Genomic DNA, 17068 nt, shown 5'->3' on the forward strand with positions numbered 1-17068 from the left:
GCCAGGCGCCTGAAAGCAAAACGCTTATTCTACCATGCATGGCCGCAGCGGCCAGCAGCAGAATGCCACCGGCGTCGCGCCGCCGAATACCAGTTTACCTGGATAATCGGCAAAGAAGCGGCTGCTCATCGCCCCCGCACCATCATTAATAAAGATCTCGACGCTGGATCGATCGATGAGGATTTGCAGTTTATGCGCCGCGCCGCGCCAGTAACGGTAATCGACAGTATCAGCTATCAGGCTTCGACGGGCCAGGCGTACGCCGCGGCTGTCCAGCGAAAGCTGCAGCGCACCCGCGAAATCCAGCGTCAGCGCATCGCCTGGCGCAACCTCGAAGGCGAGTTCCATCGGCTGCAGCGCCAGCGGTTCGGGCTGCCAGTCCTGCGCCTCGCCGCGAAGCGCCGCCAGTTCGCGCACGGGATTTTGATACAGCGTGCCGTGGCGCCAGCTGAGTTCCCGCAGGCAGGTCATCTGATGGATCCAGCCGTGGGCCCGCGTAGGTTGCTGCATCTCTTCTCCGTCGGGAACTCCCATCCAGCCAACCAGCAGACGGCGGCCATCCTCCGCCAGGGTGGTTTGCGGCGCATAGAATTCGAAGCCGCTATCCAGCTCTTCGATCGCGCCATGGCGCCAGGTGGCGGCGGTTTGGTCGAAATGGCCCTGCATCCAGACTGCCGGATAGGTGTTCAGGAAGCGCTGTGCCTCGCGCGGCAATCCCTGCGGGCAGCTCAGTAAAATATATCGATCGCCGAGGGGGAACAGATCCGGGCATTCCCACATATAGCCGGCGTCTTTCAGGCCGTTAAGTCCGCTACCGGCTATTTCGCCATGGCTATTCCACTGCATCAAATCAGCGGAGCTGAATAGCAGAACCTTGCCGCGGTCGGCCAGATCGCGCGCGCCCAGCACCATCATCCAGCGTTCGCCATCGCGCCAGACTTTGGGATCTCGCACGTGGCCGCTATAACCTGCTGGCAGCGCCAGCACCGGGCCTTGTTTACGAAAAGTACCGTCGGGATTTTGCGTCGCCAGACACTGCCAGGCGGTACGGCTACCATCGCTAAATTTCACATTACCGGTGTAGCAGAGCGTCAGGACGCCGTTGTTATCTACCGCGCTGCCGGAGTAGCAGCCGTTGCGGTCGTATTCTTCGTCTGGCAGCAGGGCAATCGGTTCATGCCGCCAGTGCAGCAGAACCGGCGAACTCCAGTGCCCCCAGCCTTTATAGCTGTGATCGCAGGCAAGAGGATTCCACTGATAAAAAAGATGATAGCGACCGTCGAAGTGGATAAAACCGTTTGGATCGTTCAGTAGCCCGCATACCGGCGCCAGATGCCACTGCGGATAGTGGTTATCCCGCAGCGCGCGCGGCTGGTGGTTCATGACGGCCTGCAGGACCATCGGTAACAAAGAAGGCTGCGGCATTATTCAGCATCCGTTTTGTATTTGAGCGTCAGCGAAACGATAAAGGCGACCACAAACGCGATAGCCAGTCCGATGATGTAGTTAAGCAGGGAACTGGCCTGTACGATAGCCATTCCGGGGATGGCGGTCAGGCCGACGGCGGTCATATAGACGTGCATGGAGACCACCCAGGCGCCACCCGCCGCGCCGCCAATCAATGCGGCGATAAATGGCTTAACGAAGCGCAGGTTGATGCCGAATATCGCCGCTTCGGTGATGCCCAGCATTGCCGAAAAGGCGGAGGGGAGGGCAATGGCTTTCACTTTTACATCTTTGGTTTTAAACCACACCGCCAGACAGGCGCCGCCCTGGGCAATATTAGCCATCGCCCAGATAGGCAGCAGGAAATTGACGCCGATCGACGGGTTGCCGAGCAGCCCGGCTTCGATGGCATGGAAGCTGTGGTGAATACCGGTAATAACAATCACCGAATACAGCCCACCGAACAGCAGCCCCGCCAGCCAACCGGCGTGGGCAATGAGCGTGCTGAGAATAAAGGAGATACCGTCGCCGAGCGCGCGACCGGCCGGGCCGATAATCAACAGGGCGATAAAACCGGAGATAATAACCGTCAGGAACGGCGTGAGGATCAGATCCAGCGCGTCGGGAATCAGGCGTCGCAATTGCTTCTCAAGCAGGCTCATAAACCATACCGCCAACAGCACCGGGAATACCGTCCCCTGATAACCGATCATCGCCACCTCGAGGCCGAAGAAATTCATGGTGTGGAAGCCCGAAGCCACTCCCCAGGCGTTGGTCAGCGCCGGGTGGGTAAGAATACCGCCGAGGGTTGCGCCAAGATAAGGGTTGCCGCCGAATTCACGCGCGGCGGTAAACCCGATCAGGATTGGCAGAATAATAAAAGCGGCCGAACTACACATATCGAGGATCAGGTAGATGGCGTTGCCCGGATCGACCCAGCCGTAGGTTTTCACCATTCCCAGCAGTCCCATTAGCAGGCCGGAGGCGACGATAGCCGGGATAATGGGCACAAAGATGTTCGACAGCAGGCGAGCGATCCGCTGGAACGGATTCAGTTTTTTCGCCGCCAGGTCTGCGGCCTCGGATTTGCTCGACTCGCTGATACCGGCCGCCTGAATAAAGGCGGCATACACTTTATTAACCACGCCGGTACCGAAGATGATTTGCATCTGCCCGGCGTTGCGAAAGCAACCTTTTACCCCCTCAATTTTTCCGATGGCCTGCTGGTCGGCGAGCGCGTCATCGACCAGTACCAGACGCAAGCGGGTGGCGCAGTGCGCGGCGCTGGCGATATTTTCTTTGCCGCCGAGCAGCGGCAGCAGCGCGCGAGAAATCTGTTGAAAATCCATAGTACCCTCTACAAAGTCTGTCATCATCATGGGCTATTGGGGGCCTGGAATGCCCCGAATCGCCGCTTTGCTAATTTTGCTAAAACGTTTTAATTATTTTGCCTGCTTACATCGTTAAAACTGGCGGTTCACATCGCTCTGATACGGTAAGGCGGTCATCGCGCCTTTGGCGGTAGTCGCCAACGCGCCACAAGTTTGCGCCAGCGCGACGATCGGCTCCAGCGCGGTGACATTGTCAGGAAAGCCGTGTGCGCAGAGGCTGGCGAGTAGCCCGGCAACAAAGGCATCGCCGGCTCCAGTGGTATCAACGCTGACCACCGGACGGGCCGGGAAGTGAATATGCTGCTGATGGAACACTGCTTGTACTCCGGCTTTTCCTTGCGTGACCAGCAGCAGTTTTGGCTGAAAGTGCTCGCGGACTCGCGCAATACCGCTGGCAATATCATCGCTACCGCTGATAAAGGCCAGTTCCTCTTCCGACAGTTTCACCACGTCAGCCAATGCCAGCGCCCGTTCGAGACAACGGCGTAACAGCTGGGGATCCTGCCACAGATCGCTGCGGATATTAGGGTCGAAGCTGACGCTGCCGCCGGCGCGTTTAATCTGTTCCATCGCCGTAAAGGCGCTGCTACGGCTGGGTTCGGCGCTGAGGGCGATAGAGCAGACGTGCAGCCACTGCCCGGCCGCGAATTGAGGGAGATCGCCTGGTTGTAAAAAAAGATCGGCGCTCGGACGAACCATAAAGGTAAAGGTTCGTTCGCCGTGTTCATCCAGCGCCACCACGACGGTTGAGGTGCGCTGTGCGGGGTCTAAAGAAAGGTGGCTGATATCCACGTTCTCTTGTCGTAGCGTCTGGCGCATAAAATGGCCAAAAGGGTCATCGCCGACCCGGCCGATGAACCCGCTATTGCCGCCAAGACGCGCGACGCCGACCGCAACGTTAGCCGGTGCGCCGCCCGGACACTGTAATAAGCGGCCATCGCCCTCAGGCAGCAGATCGACGACCGCATCGCCGAGTACCCATACTTTACTGATCATACTTATAATCCTTGTAGCTAAACTTTGTTAAACCGGTTTAGCTAATTTAAACATAACCGAAAATCCAACGGAACGCGGAAGTGATGAAAATGCGATCGGCAACGATAAAATGTGATCCAGCCGCGATATTGCGCGCTTAGCGCTTTACTACAGCGCTGCAAATGTCTTTGTCATTTTCACCTACCAATAATAAGGGGGAGGGGGCAGAGCGATAGGTCGCTTATTGCCGAAGGAAAAATCCTCATATATCTATTTATTATTATTACTTCGCCGTATTTATACGGTTTAAAAATATATTCTTGATGGCTTTAAACTTGGGCTCAACGTCGTTAATTGATTCTCGATTTTTATTATTACAACATGTTAATAAGCTCGTTTCGTTAAAGGAATGTTAGAAAAATAACCCGGCGGAAATACCCATTTTGGGTAATGCGCCGGGCCGTAATTGTTATCGAAATTTTATCCATATCTGCAGGAGTTCAGCCACGAGAAGATGCGGGAAAATAGCGTCAGGCGCCGCGATATGAGGTTGTTAGATTGTATTTTGTACAATCATCCGCGCTGAAAGACTAGCCGATACCATCGCTTTATTGTACGTTTTTTATACTTTTTCCATAGGTGCTATTCGAGTATTAGATCTAATATCCCTGTATTACACCATGGTTATTTTTTACGGTGAAAACTAATGATTTGCGTTGAATTTACCGCTTGTTCAGATTTTTATTCTTCAATTTTTATAATGTTATTTTTTTGTTCTAAATGTACCAAAAAAAACTAATAGCAATGGTTGATAACACTTTTTTTAAGGTAATTCATTTACTTGTGATCGTTAAATGATCGAATGTTGGTTATAAAGTGATCGAAATGAGGTGTTGTTACCGGTATTATTTTTTGTTTTTGTGATCTATATCTCATTACATTCAAAATTTCCCCATACTTAATTGTGTGTGCTAATGATTCGGGAGTAGAGTTGCGCCGCCTTAAGAATATTCTTATAGAATTTCTAAAAATAGTTTCATGGCAATTCAACTCTCTCGAAGCAAATTCTTTACATCCTCCACTCCGGTTTGCACCTGTAACAAACTATTAACAGTGGGGCGAATTTGACGATTAGCTGAATTTTTAGCTATCGCGAGTGAGTGTTTTAATTGCCTCTTGGGGAAATAACTGAGGTCACGGGCGATTAAGTAACACGCCACGTGTATGTTTTCTAACATGGCTTATCGGGATAGGGATTATGGGTACCTCCGAATTACTTAAGCATATTTATGACTTCAACCTGTCGTATTTATTTTTAGCACAGCGGCTGATCAACGATGAGAAAGTGTCCGCGATGTTTCGTTTGGGAATTGACGAAACCATGGTTGATACCCTGGCGCAACTGACGTTACCGCAGATGGTGAAACTGGCTGAAACTAATCAGCTGGTGTGCAATCTGCGCTTCAGCGACCATCAGACTATCGAGCAATTGACCAAAGAGTCGCGCGTTGATGACCTCCAGCAGATCCATACCGGTATCCTGCTTTCCAGTCACCTGCTGCAAGAGCTCCGCGCCAAAGAAGGCGCTGCAGCGAAGAAAAGTGTTTGATAATGGCTGAGAAAAGTATTGTTCAGGAAGCGAAGGATATTCAGCTCGCCATGGAGCTGATATCTCTCGGCGCGCGTCTGCAGATGCTGGAGAGTGAAACTCAGCTCAGCCGTGGGCGCTTAATCAAACTTTACAAGGAGCTGCGCGGAAGCCCGCCGCCGAAAGGGATGCTGCCGTTCTCGACCGATTGGTTTATGACCTGGGAGCAGAATATTCATTCGTCGATGTTCTACAACGCCTATTTGTTCCTGCTGAAGAGCGGCAAATGCAGCGGAGTGGAAGCGGTGATAAAAGCCTATCGCCTGTATCTCGAACAGTGTCCGCAAGAAGCGGGCGAAGCGCCGCTACTGGCGTTGACCCGCGCCTGGACGCTGGTGCGCTTTGTTGATAGCGGTATGCTACAGCTCTCCGCCTGCAATAGCTGCGGCGGCTCATTTATCACCCACGCGCATCATCCGCAGCACGATTTCGTCTGCACATTATGCCAACCGCCTTCACGCGCCGTAAAAAGACGTAAACTTTCTCCGCAACTGGCCGATATAACCTCTCAACTGCTGGACGAGCAGGCTAAACGCGTCATGTAAGTCGCCGTTCCGACGACTTACGGCAATCCATTTCGACGTGTAATACGCAGGGGCGGCATGCCGCCCCCCATTCCCCGCCTGGTTTACGCCAGGGCGCGTTTGCCTCGCCCGCCATCCACATTGTTAATTTGAGGTATGCGTGTGCTAGTGATATTGGGTTATCTCGTGGTCCTGGGAGCGGTATTTGGCGGTTATTTGCTGGTGGGCGGCCACCTTGGCGCGCTGTACCAGCCGGCGGAATTCCTGATTATCGGCGGCGCCGGCATCGGCGCGTTTATCGTCGGCAACAACGGCAAAGCCATCAAATCCACGCTGCGGGCGTTGCCCAAAATGGTACGTCGCTCCAAATACAGCAAGGCGCTGTATATGGATCTCATGGCGCTGCTGTTCCTGCTGCTCGCTAAATCCCGTCAACAGGGGATGTTGTCGCTTGAGTTCGATATCGACAATCCTCAGGAAAGTGAAATTTTCGCTAATTATCCGCGCATCCTTGCCGATAACCATCTGGTGGAGTTCATAACCGATTATTTACGCCTGATGGTGAGCGGCAACATGAATGCTTTTGAAATTGAAGCGCTGATGGACGAAGAGATCGAAACCTTCGAACAGGAGAGCGAAGTGCCTGCCGGCAGCCTGGCGATGGTCGGCGACTCTCTGCCGGCATTTGGTATTGTCGCGGCGGTAATGGGGGTGGTGCATGCGCTGGCCTCGGCGGACCGCCCGGCGGCGGAGCTCGGGGCGCTTATCGCCAACGCGATGGTGGGGACTTTCCTCGGCATTCTGCTGGCCTATGGATTTATCTCGCCGCTGTCGACGCTGCTGCGGCAAAAAAGCGCCGAGACCGTCAAGATGATGCAGTGCATCAAGGTCACGCTGCTCTCCAGCCTCAACGGCTACGCGCCGCAAATCGCCGTCGAATTTGGCCGTAAAACGTTATACACCACCGAGCGCCCGTCGTTTGTTGAGCTCGAAGAGCACGTGCGCCAGGTCAAAGCGCCCGCCGCGCAGGCGACGGAAAGCGAAGAAGCATGAAACATAATCACCCGGTGGTACTGGTCAGAAAACGAAAATCGCACCAGCCTGCGCATCACGGCGGCTCGTGGAAGATTGCCTATGCCGATTTTATGACGGCGATGATGGCCTTCTTTCTGGTGATGTGGCTGCTGGCGATCGCCAGCCCGCAGGAACTGACGCAAATAGCCGAATATTTCCGTACGCCGCTGAAAGTGGCGCTGACCAGCGGCGATAAAAGCAGCTCGGAAAGCAGCCCGATCCCCGGCGGCGGCGAAGACCCGACCCGTGAAGTCGGGTTGGTCAGCAAGCAGATCAATACCGCGGATAAACGCGCCGAAGAGCTACGACTTAACAAACTGCGTGACAAGCTCGATCAGTTGATTGAGTCAGACCCGCGCCTGAAGGCGCTTCGTCCGCATCTGCTGATCAACATGATGGACGAAGGCCTGCGCATTCAGATTATCGATAGCCAGAATCGCCCGATGTTTAAAACCGGTAGCGCTCAGGTTGAAAGCTATATGCGCGATATCCTGCGAGCGATTGCGCCAATCCTCAATGATTTGCCGAACAAGATAAGCCTCTCCGGGCATACCGATGACATCCCCTACGCCAGCGGCGAACGCGGTTACAGCAACTGGGAGCTGTCGGCGGATCGCGCCAACGCCTCGCGCCGCGAGCTGATTGCCGGCGGCCTGGCGGAAGGGAAGGTGCTTCGGGTGGTCGGTATGGCGGCGACCATGAGCCTGAAGCAGCACGGCGCTGATGATGCCATCAACCGCCGCATTACCGTACTGGTGCTTAACAAAGAGACCCAGCAGAGCATCGAACATGAAAATGGCGAAAGCAATGCGCTGGAGATTAGTCAGCCGGATGCGCTGCCAAAGCTGGTCGCGCCCGCGCCGGTTAACCGCGATTCACACCCTGAGGTGACCCCATGAGCATGGATATTAGCGCTTTTTATCAGACTTTTTTTGATGAAGCAGATGAGCTGCTGGCAGACATGGAGCAACACCTGCTGGAGCTGGATCCGCAGGCCCCCGATATCGAACCGCTAAACGCTATTTTTCGCGCGGCGCACTCGATCAAAGGCGGCGCGGCGACGTTTGGCTTTTCCGTATTGCAGGAAACCACCCATCTGCTGGAGAACCTGCTCGACGGCGCCCGGCGCGAGGAGATGCGCTTGAGCACCGAAATTATCAATCTGTTTCTGGAAACCAAAGATATTATGCAGGAGCAACTGGACGCCTATAAAACCTCGCAGCAGCCTGACGCTGAGAGCTTTGACTATATCTGCCAGGCGCTGCGGCAGCTGGCGCTGGAAGCGCAGCAGCAGGACGCGCCTGCCGCGCCGCCCGTCGTGGCCCAGCCTGCGCCGACGGCCATCGCCGGCGGTATGCGCGTGAGCTTAACCGGGCTTAAAGCCAATGAAATTCCGCTGATGCTGGAAGAGCTTGGCAACCTCGGCGAGGTTCAGGATCCCCTGCAAACTGACAATAGCCTTGAGGTGACCCTGCTGACCACCGCCAGCGAAGAGGATATCTGCGCGGTGCTCTGTTTCGTTCTTGAGCCGGAACAGATCAGCTTTACCACGCCGCCACCCACTGCCGCTAAACCATCGCCGTTGGCCGAAGCTGTGCCGTCGCCGGTCGTCCAACCGCAGCCTGCTGCCGTCGAGCCGCCTAAAGCGCCGAGAGCGAAGGCCAGCGAGTCGACCAGCATTCGCGTGGCGGTGGAGAAAGTTGACCAGTTGATTAACCTCGTCGGCGAACTGGTGATCACCCAGTCCATGCTGGCGCAGCGCTCAGGTAACCTGGATCCGGTAACCCATGGCGATCTGCTCAATAGCATGAGCCAGCTGGAACGTAACGCTCGCGACCTGCAGGAATCGGTGATGTCGATTCGCATGATGCCGATGGAATATGTATTCAGCCGCTACCCGCGGCTGGTGCGCGACCTGGCCGGCAAGCTCAATAAGCAGGTGGAACTGACGCTACAGGGCAGCTCTACCGAACTTGATAAGAGCCTGATCGAGCGCATTATCGACCCGTTAACCCACCTGGTGCGTAATAGCCTCGACCACGGTATTGAGGATCCGCAAACCCGTCTGGCGTCAGGTAAGTCTGAGGTGGGCAATCTGATTCTTTCCGCTGAACATCAGGGCGGCAATATCTGCATCGAAGTGATCGATGACGGCGCCGGACTCAATCGCGAAAAAATTCTCGCCAAAGCGGCGGCGCAGGGGCTGGCGGTCAGCGACAGCATGAGTGATGAAGAGGTCGGAATGCTCATTTTCGCGCCGGGCTTTTCGACCGCGGAACAGGTGACCGACGTCTCTGGCCGCGGCGTCGGCATGGACGTCGTGAAACGGAACATCCAGGAGATGGGCGGTCACGTTGAAATCCATTCCCGCGCGGGCAAAGGAACCTCGATTCGTATTTTGCTGCCGCTAACGCTCGCCATCCTCGACGGCATGTCGGTCAAGGTCAATGAAGAGGTCTTTATTCTGCCGCTCAACGCGGTGATGGAATCGCTGCAGCCGCAGGCCGAAGACCTGCATCCGATGGCCGGCGGCGAGCGGATGCTGCAGGTTCGCGGCGAGTATCTACCGCTGGTGGAGCTCTACCGGGTGTTTGACGTCGCCGGGGCGAAAACCGAGGCTACTCAGGGCATCGTGGTGATTCTGCAAAGCGCCGGCCGCCGCTACGCGCTGCTGGTGGATCAACTGATTGGCCAGCATCAGGTAGTGGTGAAAAACCTGGAAAGCAATTATCGCAAAGTGCCGGGAATTTCCGCGGCGACGATCCTCGGCGACGGCAGCGTGGCGCTGATTGTCGATGTGTCGGCGCTGCAAATGCTCAACCGGGAAAAGCTGCTGAGCGCAGCGGCCGCATAACGACTCATCTCATAAAATTAACAGGTGCAGACCATGGCAGGATTAGCAACCGTCAGCAAATTGGCTGGCGAAACGGTAGGTCAGGAGTTTTTAATTTTTACCCTCGGTAATGAAGAATACGGCATCGATATTCTCAAGGTGCAGGAGATCCGCGGCTATGACCAGGTGACGCGTATCGCCAACACCCCGAATTTCATCAAAGGTGTCACCAATCTGCGCGGGGTGATCGTGCCGATTATCGACCTGCGGGTAAAATTCGCCCAGCAGGGCGTCTCTTATGATGAAAACACGGTGGTTATCGTGCTTAACTTCGGCCTGCGGGTGGTGGGGATTGTGGTCGACGGCGTCTCCGACGTGCTGTCTCTCACCGCTGAACAGATCCGCCCGGCGCCGGAATTCGCGGTGACGCTGGCGACCGAGTATCTCACCGGTCTTGGCGCGCTCGGCGAGCGCATGCTGATCCTTGTGGATATCGAAAAGCTGCTCAGCAGCGAAGAGATGGCGCTGGTCGATAACGTCGCCAAAAGCCACTAATCTACCGGGCGCGCTCTGCCGCGCCCGGTAAAAATAGTCCCCGCCTGGCATAAAGTTCCCCTCCCGCGCGCCGATAACCCTTTCAGTCACATACGTAAAGCCTGGCCGTTCAGGCTTCCAGGAAGGGGAAACATGTTTAATCGTATTAAGGTCGTCACCAGTCTCTTATTAGTGCTGGTGCTATTTGGCGCATTGCAGCTGATTTCGGGCGGTCTGTTTTTTTCGTCGCTGAAAAGCGATAAAGAGAACTTCACCGTTCTGCAAACCATCCGTCAGCAGCAGTTGCTGCTAAGTGAAAGCCGGGTCGATCTGCTGCAGGCGCGTAACTCCCTGAACCGCGCAGGGATCCGCTACATGATGGATACCAACAAAATCGGCAGCGGCGCGACTATCGACGAGCTGCTGGCGAAAGCGAAAGAAGAGCTGGCGCGCGCCGAACGTAACTACGCCGCCTATGAAAAAATCCCGCAGGACCCGCGTCAGGATCCGCAGGCGACGGAAAAGCTTAAGCAGCAGTATGGCATCCTGTACGGCGCGCTGTCGGAGCTGATCCAGCTGCTGGGCGAGGGTAAAATCAACGCCTTCTTCGACCAGCCGACGCAAAAATACCAGGACGATTTCGAGCAGACTTATAACGCCTATCTGCAGCAAAACGGCAAGCTGTACCAAATCGCCGTTGACGGTAGCAACAGCTCTTATAGCTCGGCGATCTGGACCTTAATTGTGGTCATCATCGTGGTGCTGGCGGCGATCGTCGGCGTATGGATGGGCATCCACCATATCCTGGTGCGCCCGCTGAACCGCATGATTGAACACATCAAACGTATTGCCTCCGGCGACCTGACCCAGCCTATCCCGGTGACCAGCCGTAATGAAATCGGCGTGCTGGCCGCCAGCCTCAAGCACATGCAGAACGAGCTTATCGAAACGGTAAGCGGCGTGCGTCAGGGGGCGGATGCCATCTATAGCGGCGCATCGGAAATCGCCGCCGGGAATAACGATCTCTCTTCGCGCACCGAACAGCAGGCGGCATCGCTGGAAGAGACTGCCGCTAGTATGGAACAGCTGACGGCGACGGTGAAACAGAACGCCGAAAACGCGCGTCAGGCTAGCCAGCTGGCGCTGAGCGCCTCCGAAACTGCGCAGAAGGGCGGCAAAGTGGTGGCCAACGTGGTGGAAACCATGCACGACATCGCCAGCAGCTCGCAGAAAATTGCCGATATCACCGGCGTTATCGACGGTATCGCCTTCCAGACCAACATCCTGGCGCTTAACGCCGCGGTAGAAGCGGCGCGCGCTGGTGAACAGGGCCGCGGTTTCGCGGTCGTGGCGGGTGAAGTCCGCAACCTGGCGCAGCGCAGCGCCCAAGCGGCCAAAGAGATCAAAGCGCTGATCGAGGACTCGGTCAACCGTGTGGATATGGGCTCGGTGCTGGTGGAAAGCGCCGGCGACACCATGGGCGACATCGTCAATGCGGTCACCCGCGTGACCGACATCATGGGCGAAATCGCCTCTGCTTCCGATGAGCAGAGCCGCGGTATCGACCAGGTCGGCCAGGCGGTAGCGGAAATGGATCGCGTCACCCAGCAGAACGCCTCGCTGGTGGAAGAGTCGGCCTCCGCCGCCGCCGCGCTGGAAGAGCAAGCCAGCTTGCTGACGCAGTCGGTTGCCGTCTTCCGTCTGAAGTCGGAAGGGCAGGAAGAGTATAAAGCGCCGGTCAGCAATAAAACCGCGCCTGCCGCCATCGCTACGCATAAAAAAACCAGCGCCAGCGACTACCAGGATAACTGGGAGACGTTCTAACGGGTACCGGCCGCCGCATCCCTACACGCGGCGGCCTCTCTTGCGTTGTAAGCCGGCCAAGACCGGCTACCAAGGAGATTGCTATGTTTAACCGAATCCGTATCTCTACCAGTCTTTTCCTGCTGCTGATCTCCTTTTGCATCATGCAACTGATCAGCACCGGGCTCTCTTACGTCGCGCTGCGCGCCGACAACCACAATCTTGAACGTATTACCGTCAGTAGCCAGCAGCGCGATGCGCTTAGCCTCAGCTGGGTATCGCTGCTACAGGCGCGAAATACCCTTAACCGTGCCGGTACCCGCGCGGCGCTGAAGGTGCCGCAGGAGCAGGTGGATGCGCTGATGGGCGGCGCCCGCAGCTCGCTGCAAAAAGCCGATCTCTACTTTAACCAGTTCCTCGACACGCCTCGCGTGGATGAGCAGGAGCAGCAGTTGGCCGATGCCACGCGTGAAAGCTACGAAAAGCTACGCGGCGCGCTGCGCGAACTGATCGTGTTCCTCGAAAATCGCAACCTGCAGGCCTTTATGGACCAGCCGACGCAGAAAATACAGGACCGCTTCGAGGCCGACTTTGTGCAATATCTGCAGCTGGCGAAGGCGACGACCGATGAAGCCAGCGCCTCCAGCCAGCGGGCCTACGGCTGGTCAATCTGGTTGGTTGCCGGGGCGGTGCTGATGCTCTTGGTGGTCACCCTCAGCGCGATGTGGTGGCTGCGAACCATGCTGGTGCAGCCGCTGAATATTATTCGTGGCCACTTTGAACGTATCGCCAGCGGCGATCTTTCCGCGCCGATTGAGGTCTATGGCCGCAACGAAATCAGCCAGCTATTTGCCAGCCTGCAGCGCATGCAACACTCGCTGATTGGTACCGTCGGCGCGGTGCGCGACGGTGCGGAGTCAATTCTTATCGGCCTGCAGGAGATTTCAGAAGGCAACAACGATCTCTCCTCGCGTACCGAACAACAGGCGGCTTCGCTGGAAGAAACCGCCGCCAGTATGGAGCAGCTAACCGCGACGGTAAAACAGAATGCCGATAATGCCCGCCAGGCATCGCAGCTGGCGCGTGATGCTTCTTCAACCGCCGCCAAAGGCGGCGAGCTGGCGGATGATGTGGTCACCACGATGCACGACATCGCCAACAGTTCGCAAAAAATCGGCGCCATTACCAGCGTCATCGACGGCATCGCCTTCCAGACCAATATTCTGGCGCTTAACGCGGCGGTAGAAGCGGCGCGCGCCGGTGAACAGGGGCGCGGCTTTGCGGTGGTGGCTGGTGAAGTGCGTAACCTGGCCAGCCGCAGCGCCCAGGCGGCAAAAGAAATTAAGCTGCTGATCGACGAATCCGTCAGCCGCGTCAAACATGGCTCGGTGCTGGTGGAAAATTCCGGCGCCACCATGCAGGACATCGTGCGCTCGGTAACCCGGGTCACCGACATCATGGGTGAAATCGCCTCCGCCTCTGACGAGCAGAGCCGCGGCATTGAGCAGGTGACGCAGGCGGTTACCCAGATGGATCAGGTCACGCAACAGAACGCCGCCCTGGTGGTGGAATCGGCTTCCGCCGCCGCTGCGCTGGAAGAGCAGGCGATTACCCTCGCCGATGCAGTGGCGGTATTCCGTCTGGCGGACGACAACTTCGTCGCGCCGGAAACCTCATCCACGGTAAAGGAGACCCTGGATTGTCAAACCGCATAAACCGCTCGTATTTTGCCGGTGCGTCGGCATGAAGCAGACAACATCAACCGCGCCGCGCGAAAGCGGCTCGGCGCTGGCGCAGATGGCCCAGCGTCTGCCGCTCTCCGACGCGCATTTTCGCCGCATCAGCCAGCTTATCTATCAGCGCGCCGGGATCGTGCTGGCGGCGCATAAGCGCGAGATGGTGTACAACCGGCTGGTGCGCCGTTTGCGTCTGCTGGGCATTCATGATTTCGGCGACTACCTGGCGCTGCTGGAAAGCGACCCGCACAGCGCCGAGTGGCAGGCGTTTATCAATGCGCTGACCACCAACCTGACGGCCTTTTTTCGCGAGGCGCACCACTTTCCGATTCTGGCGGAGCATGCGCGCTCGCGTCCCGGGAACTATAGCGTGTGGAGCACCGCCGCCTCGACCGGCGAAGAACCTTATTCCATCGCCATTACGCTCGGCGATGCGCTCGGGGAACGTGCGGGCAGTTGCCAGGTCTGGGCCAGCGATATTGACACCCAGGTACTGGAAAAAGCCGAAGCGGGGATTTATCGCCATGACGATCTGCGCACTCTGACGCCAATCCAGATGCAGCGCTATTTTCTGCGCGGCACCGGGCCGCATCAGGGGCTGGTGCGCGTGCGTCAGGAGCTGGCGGCGCGGGTCAACTTCCAGCCGCTGAATCTGCTGGCGCCGGAGTGGGCGCTGCCGGGGCCGTTCGACGCGATTTTTTGCCGCAACGTGATGATCTATTTCGATAAACCGACGCAGGAACGCATCCTGCGCCGCTTTGTCCCCTTGCTTAAACCGGGGGGACTGTTGTTTGCCGGTCACTCCGAGAATTTCAGCCAGATCAGCCGGGATTTCTACCTGCGTGGACAGACCGTGTATGGGCTGACCAAGGAGAAGTAATGAGTAAAATCAGAGTGTTATGTGTTGATGATTCGGCCCTGATGCGCCAGCTGATGACCGAGATCGTCAATGGCCACGCCGATATGGAGATGGTGGCGGTGGCCCCGGACCCGCTGGTCGCACGGGATCTGATCAAAAAATTTAACCCGCAGGTGCTGACGCTGGACGTCGAAATGCCGCGCATGGACGGCCTCGATTTCCTCGAAAAACTGATGCGCCTGCGGCCGATGCCGGTGGTGATGGTTTCGTCGCTGACCGGTAAAGGTTCGGAAATTACCCTGCGCGCGCTGGAGCTGGGGGCGGTGGATTTCGTCACCAAACCGCAGCTCGGGATCCGCGAAGGCATGCTGGCCTACAGTGAACTGATCGGTGAAAAGATCCGCACCGCCGCGCGGGCGCGGCTGCCGCAGCGCGCCAATGGCCAGCCGCCGGCTATTTTAAGCCACGGACCGCTGCTGAGCAGCGAGAAGCTGATCGCCATTGGCGCTTCCACCGGCGGCACCGAAGCCATTCGTCAAGTGCTACAACCGTTGCCGGCCACCAGCCCGGCGCTGCTGATCACCCAGCATATGCCGCCGGGATTTACCCGCTCGTTCGCCGAACGGCTGAACAAGCTGTGCCAGATCACGGTGAAAGAGGCGGAAGAGGGCGAACGCGTGCTGCCGGGACACGCCTATATCGCACCTGGGGATCGCCATCTGGAGCTGGCGCGTAGCGGCGCTAACTATCAGGTCAAGCTGCACGACGGCCCGGCGGTGAATCGCCATCGCCCATCGGTGGATGTGCTGTTTCGCTCGGTGGCCCGCCACGCCGGGCGCAATGCGGTGGGGGTGATCCTCACCGGCATGGGCAACGACGGCGCGCAGGGAATGCTGGAGATGCATCGCGCCGGGGCCTATACCCTGGCGCAGAGCGAAGCGAGCTGCGTGGTGTTCGGCATGCCGCGCGAGGCCATCGCCAGCGGCGGGGTCAGCGAAGTGGTTGAGCTGGAGCGCATGAGCCAACGCATGCTGGCGCAGATAGCCGGCGGCCAGGCGCTGCGAATTTAATTTCACGCCGCCGGGATGTCCCGGCGGCGTGGTGTGACGTGAGTTAAAAATGACACTGTTCAGGGGTAGTAATGGCAGATAAGAATCTCCGTTTTCTGGTCGTCGACGACTTTTCCACCATGCGTCGTATCATCAGAAATTTGCTTAAAGAGCTCGGTTTCAACAACGTCGAAGAGGCGGAAGATGGCGCAGACGCGCTAAATAAGCTGCGGGCCAGCAGCTTTGATTTCGTGGTCTCCGACTGGAATATGCCCAACGTCGACGGTCTGGAACTGTTGCAAACCATTCGTGCAGATAGCGCGCTGGCGGCGATGCCGGTACTGATGGTGACGGCGGAAGCGAAAAAAGAAAATATTATTGCCGCCGCGCAGGCAGGCGCCAGCGGTTATGTGGTGAAACCTTTTACGGCGGCGACGCTGGAAGAAAAGCTCAACAAGATTTTCGAAAAATTGGGCATGTAAGGAGAGGGCGATGAGAGAGATTCCAATGCCTGCCAGTGATGCAGCGACCGCGGGAGAGATAATCTCCCGTATCGGCCAACTCACCCGCATGCTGCGCGACAGCATGCGCGAGCTGGGGCTCGATCAGGCGATTGCCCAGGCGGCCGAGGCGATCCCGGATGCCCGCGACCGTCTTGATTACGTTGTCACCATGACGGCGCAGGCGGCGGAACGGGCGTTGAGCTGCGTGGAGGCGGCACAGCCGCGCCAGGCCGAACTGGAGTCCGGCGCCAGCGCGCTAAAATCGCGCTGGGATGAGTGGTTCGCTAATCCGATCGAACTGGACGACGCGCGCGCGCTGGTGACTGACACCCGTGAGTATCTGGATCGGGTGCCGGGCCATACTTCCTTTACCAACGCCCAACTGATGGAAATCATGATGGCGCAGGATTTCCAGGACCTGACCGGTCAGGTTATCAAGCGCATGATGGACGTGGTGCAGGAAATTGAAAAGCAGCTGCTGATGGTGCTGATGGAAAACATGCCGGAACCGCCGGTGAAAGAGAAACGGGCCAACGATAGCCTGCTCAACGGCCCGCAGCTTGACCAGAACGGCGTCGGTGTCATCGCCAACCAGGCGCAGGTTGACGATCTGCTCGATAGTCTCGGTTTCTGACCAGGCGGGGCGCAGGATGCTGCGCCCCAGCCGCCTTTCCCTCATCCGTGAAATAACCC

The 17068-nt window shown here is 57.2% G+C and carries 15 protein-coding genes; 12 read left to right on the forward strand and 3 right to left on the reverse strand.

Going from position 1 to position 17068, the window contains the following annotated elements:
• Positions 1-24 precede the first annotated feature (24 nt).
• The 3 genes from PGR29_RS10430 to PGR29_RS10440 all read right to left on the reverse strand — a co-directional run bounded on the left by PGR29_RS10430 (position 25) and on the right by PGR29_RS10440 (position 3833).
• The gene (locus PGR29_RS10430) at positions 25-1425 is read right to left on the reverse strand and encodes a sucrose-6-phosphate hydrolase (protein ID WP_316424492.1); all 1401 of its coding nucleotides are present in this window, start codon (positions 1423-1425) and stop codon (positions 25-27) included.
• Entirely contained in the window at positions 1425-2795 is a 1371-nt protein-coding gene (locus tag PGR29_RS10435) for a sucrose-specific PTS transporter subunit IIBC (RefSeq protein ID WP_113374267.1), read from the reverse strand. The genes PGR29_RS10430 and PGR29_RS10435 overlap by 1 nt, the downstream gene beginning before the upstream one ends.
• Positions 2796-2909: 114 nt before the next feature.
• Positions 2910-3833: an aminoimidazole riboside kinase gene (locus tag PGR29_RS10440; RefSeq protein WP_087858111.1), complete on the reverse strand. Its 924-nt coding sequence runs from the start codon at positions 3831-3833 to the stop codon at positions 2910-2912.
• A 1237-nt stretch (positions 3834-5070) separates the two neighbouring features.
• Between PGR29_RS10440 and flhD the strand changes: the two genes are divergently transcribed.
• From flhD to cheZ, 12 genes are all read left to right on the forward strand, one after another.
• Entirely contained in the window at positions 5071-5421 is a 351-nt protein-coding gene (gene flhD / locus PGR29_RS10445) for a flagellar transcriptional regulator FlhD (RefSeq protein ID WP_015367348.1), read from the forward strand.
• A 2-nt stretch (positions 5422-5423) separates the two neighbouring features.
• The gene (gene flhC, locus PGR29_RS10450) at positions 5424-6005 is read left to right on the forward strand and encodes a flagellar transcriptional regulator FlhC (protein WP_045397765.1); all 582 of its coding nucleotides are present in this window, start codon (positions 5424-5426) and stop codon (positions 6003-6005) included.
• A 141-nt stretch (positions 6006-6146) separates the two neighbouring features.
• Entirely contained in the window at positions 6147-7037 is an 891-nt protein-coding gene (motA, locus tag PGR29_RS10455; protein ID WP_015704927.1) for a flagellar motor stator protein MotA, read from the forward strand.
• Complete coding sequence (motB, locus tag PGR29_RS10460; protein ID WP_042892855.1) at positions 7034-7957, forward strand: flagellar motor protein MotB; 924 nt, start codon at positions 7034-7036, stop codon at positions 7955-7957. The genes motA and motB overlap by 4 nt, the downstream gene beginning before the upstream one ends.
• A complete protein-coding gene (gene cheA, locus PGR29_RS10465; protein WP_316424493.1) occupies positions 7954-9912 on the forward strand; it encodes a chemotaxis protein CheA in 1959 nt (652 codons plus the stop codon). Before motB ends, cheA begins: the two co-directional genes overlap by 4 nt.
• A 33-nt stretch (positions 9913-9945) precedes the next feature.
• Entirely contained in the window at positions 9946-10446 is a 501-nt protein-coding gene (gene cheW, locus PGR29_RS10470; RefSeq protein WP_316424494.1) for a chemotaxis protein CheW, read from the forward strand.
• Positions 10447-10578: 132 nt separating this feature from the next.
• On the forward strand, positions 10579-12249 hold the full coding sequence (locus tag PGR29_RS10475; RefSeq protein ID WP_047065481.1) for a methyl-accepting chemotaxis protein: 1671 nt from the start codon (positions 10579-10581) through the stop codon (positions 12247-12249).
• A gap of 83 nt (positions 12250-12332) precedes the next feature.
• Complete coding sequence (locus PGR29_RS10480) at positions 12333-13943, forward strand: methyl-accepting chemotaxis protein (RefSeq protein WP_213317018.1); 1611 nt, start codon at positions 12333-12335, stop codon at positions 13941-13943.
• Positions 13944-13971: 28 nt separating this feature from the next.
• Complete coding sequence (cheR, locus tag PGR29_RS10485) at positions 13972-14844, forward strand: protein-glutamate O-methyltransferase CheR (RefSeq protein WP_113374266.1); 873 nt, start codon at positions 13972-13974, stop codon at positions 14842-14844.
• Positions 14844-15893, forward strand: a complete 1050-nt coding sequence (locus tag PGR29_RS10490) for a protein-glutamate methylesterase/protein-glutamine glutaminase (RefSeq protein WP_045397782.1) — start codon at positions 14844-14846, stop codon at positions 15891-15893. Before cheR ends, PGR29_RS10490 begins: the two co-directional genes overlap by 1 nt.
• 71 nt (positions 15894-15964) lie before the next feature.
• Complete coding sequence (gene cheY / locus PGR29_RS10495; RefSeq protein ID WP_213793862.1) at positions 15965-16354, forward strand: chemotaxis response regulator CheY; 390 nt, start codon at positions 15965-15967, stop codon at positions 16352-16354.
• Positions 16355-16364: 10 nt separating this feature from the next.
• Positions 16365-17009, forward strand: coding sequence for a protein phosphatase CheZ (gene cheZ / locus PGR29_RS10500; RefSeq protein ID WP_087858106.1), 645 nt, complete (start codon positions 16365-16367; stop codon positions 17007-17009).
• The last annotated feature ends 59 nt before the right edge of the window (positions 17010-17068 follow it).

Source organism: Klebsiella sp. 141203 (assembly GCF_032601985.1).
GTDB classification, from domain to species: Bacteria; Pseudomonadota; Gammaproteobacteria; order Enterobacterales; family Enterobacteriaceae; genus Klebsiella; species Klebsiella aerogenes.

Coding starts and splice junctions, on each gene's coding strand:
- PGR29_RS10430 (WP_316424492.1), bottom strand. CDS start 1,425: ATGCCGCAGCCTTCTTTGTTACCGATGGTCCTGCAGGCCGTCATGAAC.
- PGR29_RS10435 (WP_113374267.1), bottom strand. CDS start 2,795: ATGGATTTTCAACAGATTTCTCGCGCGCTGCTGCCGCTGCTCGGCGGC.
- PGR29_RS10440 (WP_087858111.1), bottom strand. CDS start 3,833: ATGATCAGTAAAGTATGGGTACTCGGCGATGCGGTCGTCGATCTGCTG.
- flhD (WP_015367348.1), top strand. CDS start 5,071: ATGGGTACCTCCGAATTACTTAAGCATATTTATGACTTCAACCTGTCG.
- flhC (WP_045397765.1), top strand. CDS start 5,424: ATGGCTGAGAAAAGTATTGTTCAGGAAGCGAAGGATATTCAGCTCGCC.
- motB (WP_042892855.1), top strand. CDS start 7,034: ATGAAACATAATCACCCGGTGGTACTGGTCAGAAAACGAAAATCGCAC.
- cheA (WP_316424493.1), top strand. CDS start 7,954: ATGAGCATGGATATTAGCGCTTTTTATCAGACTTTTTTTGATGAAGCA.
- cheW (WP_316424494.1), top strand. CDS start 9,946: ATGGCAGGATTAGCAACCGTCAGCAAATTGGCTGGCGAAACGGTAGGT.
- PGR29_RS10475 (WP_047065481.1), top strand. CDS start 10,579: ATGTTTAATCGTATTAAGGTCGTCACCAGTCTCTTATTAGTGCTGGTG.
- PGR29_RS10480 (WP_213317018.1), top strand. CDS start 12,333: ATGTTTAACCGAATCCGTATCTCTACCAGTCTTTTCCTGCTGCTGATC.
- cheR (WP_113374266.1), top strand. CDS start 13,972: ATGAAGCAGACAACATCAACCGCGCCGCGCGAAAGCGGCTCGGCGCTG.
- PGR29_RS10490 (WP_045397782.1), top strand. CDS start 14,844: ATGAGTAAAATCAGAGTGTTATGTGTTGATGATTCGGCCCTGATGCGC.
- cheY (WP_213793862.1), top strand. CDS start 15,965: ATGGCAGATAAGAATCTCCGTTTTCTGGTCGTCGACGACTTTTCCACC.
- cheZ (WP_087858106.1), top strand. CDS start 16,365: ATGAGAGAGATTCCAATGCCTGCCAGTGATGCAGCGACCGCGGGAGAG.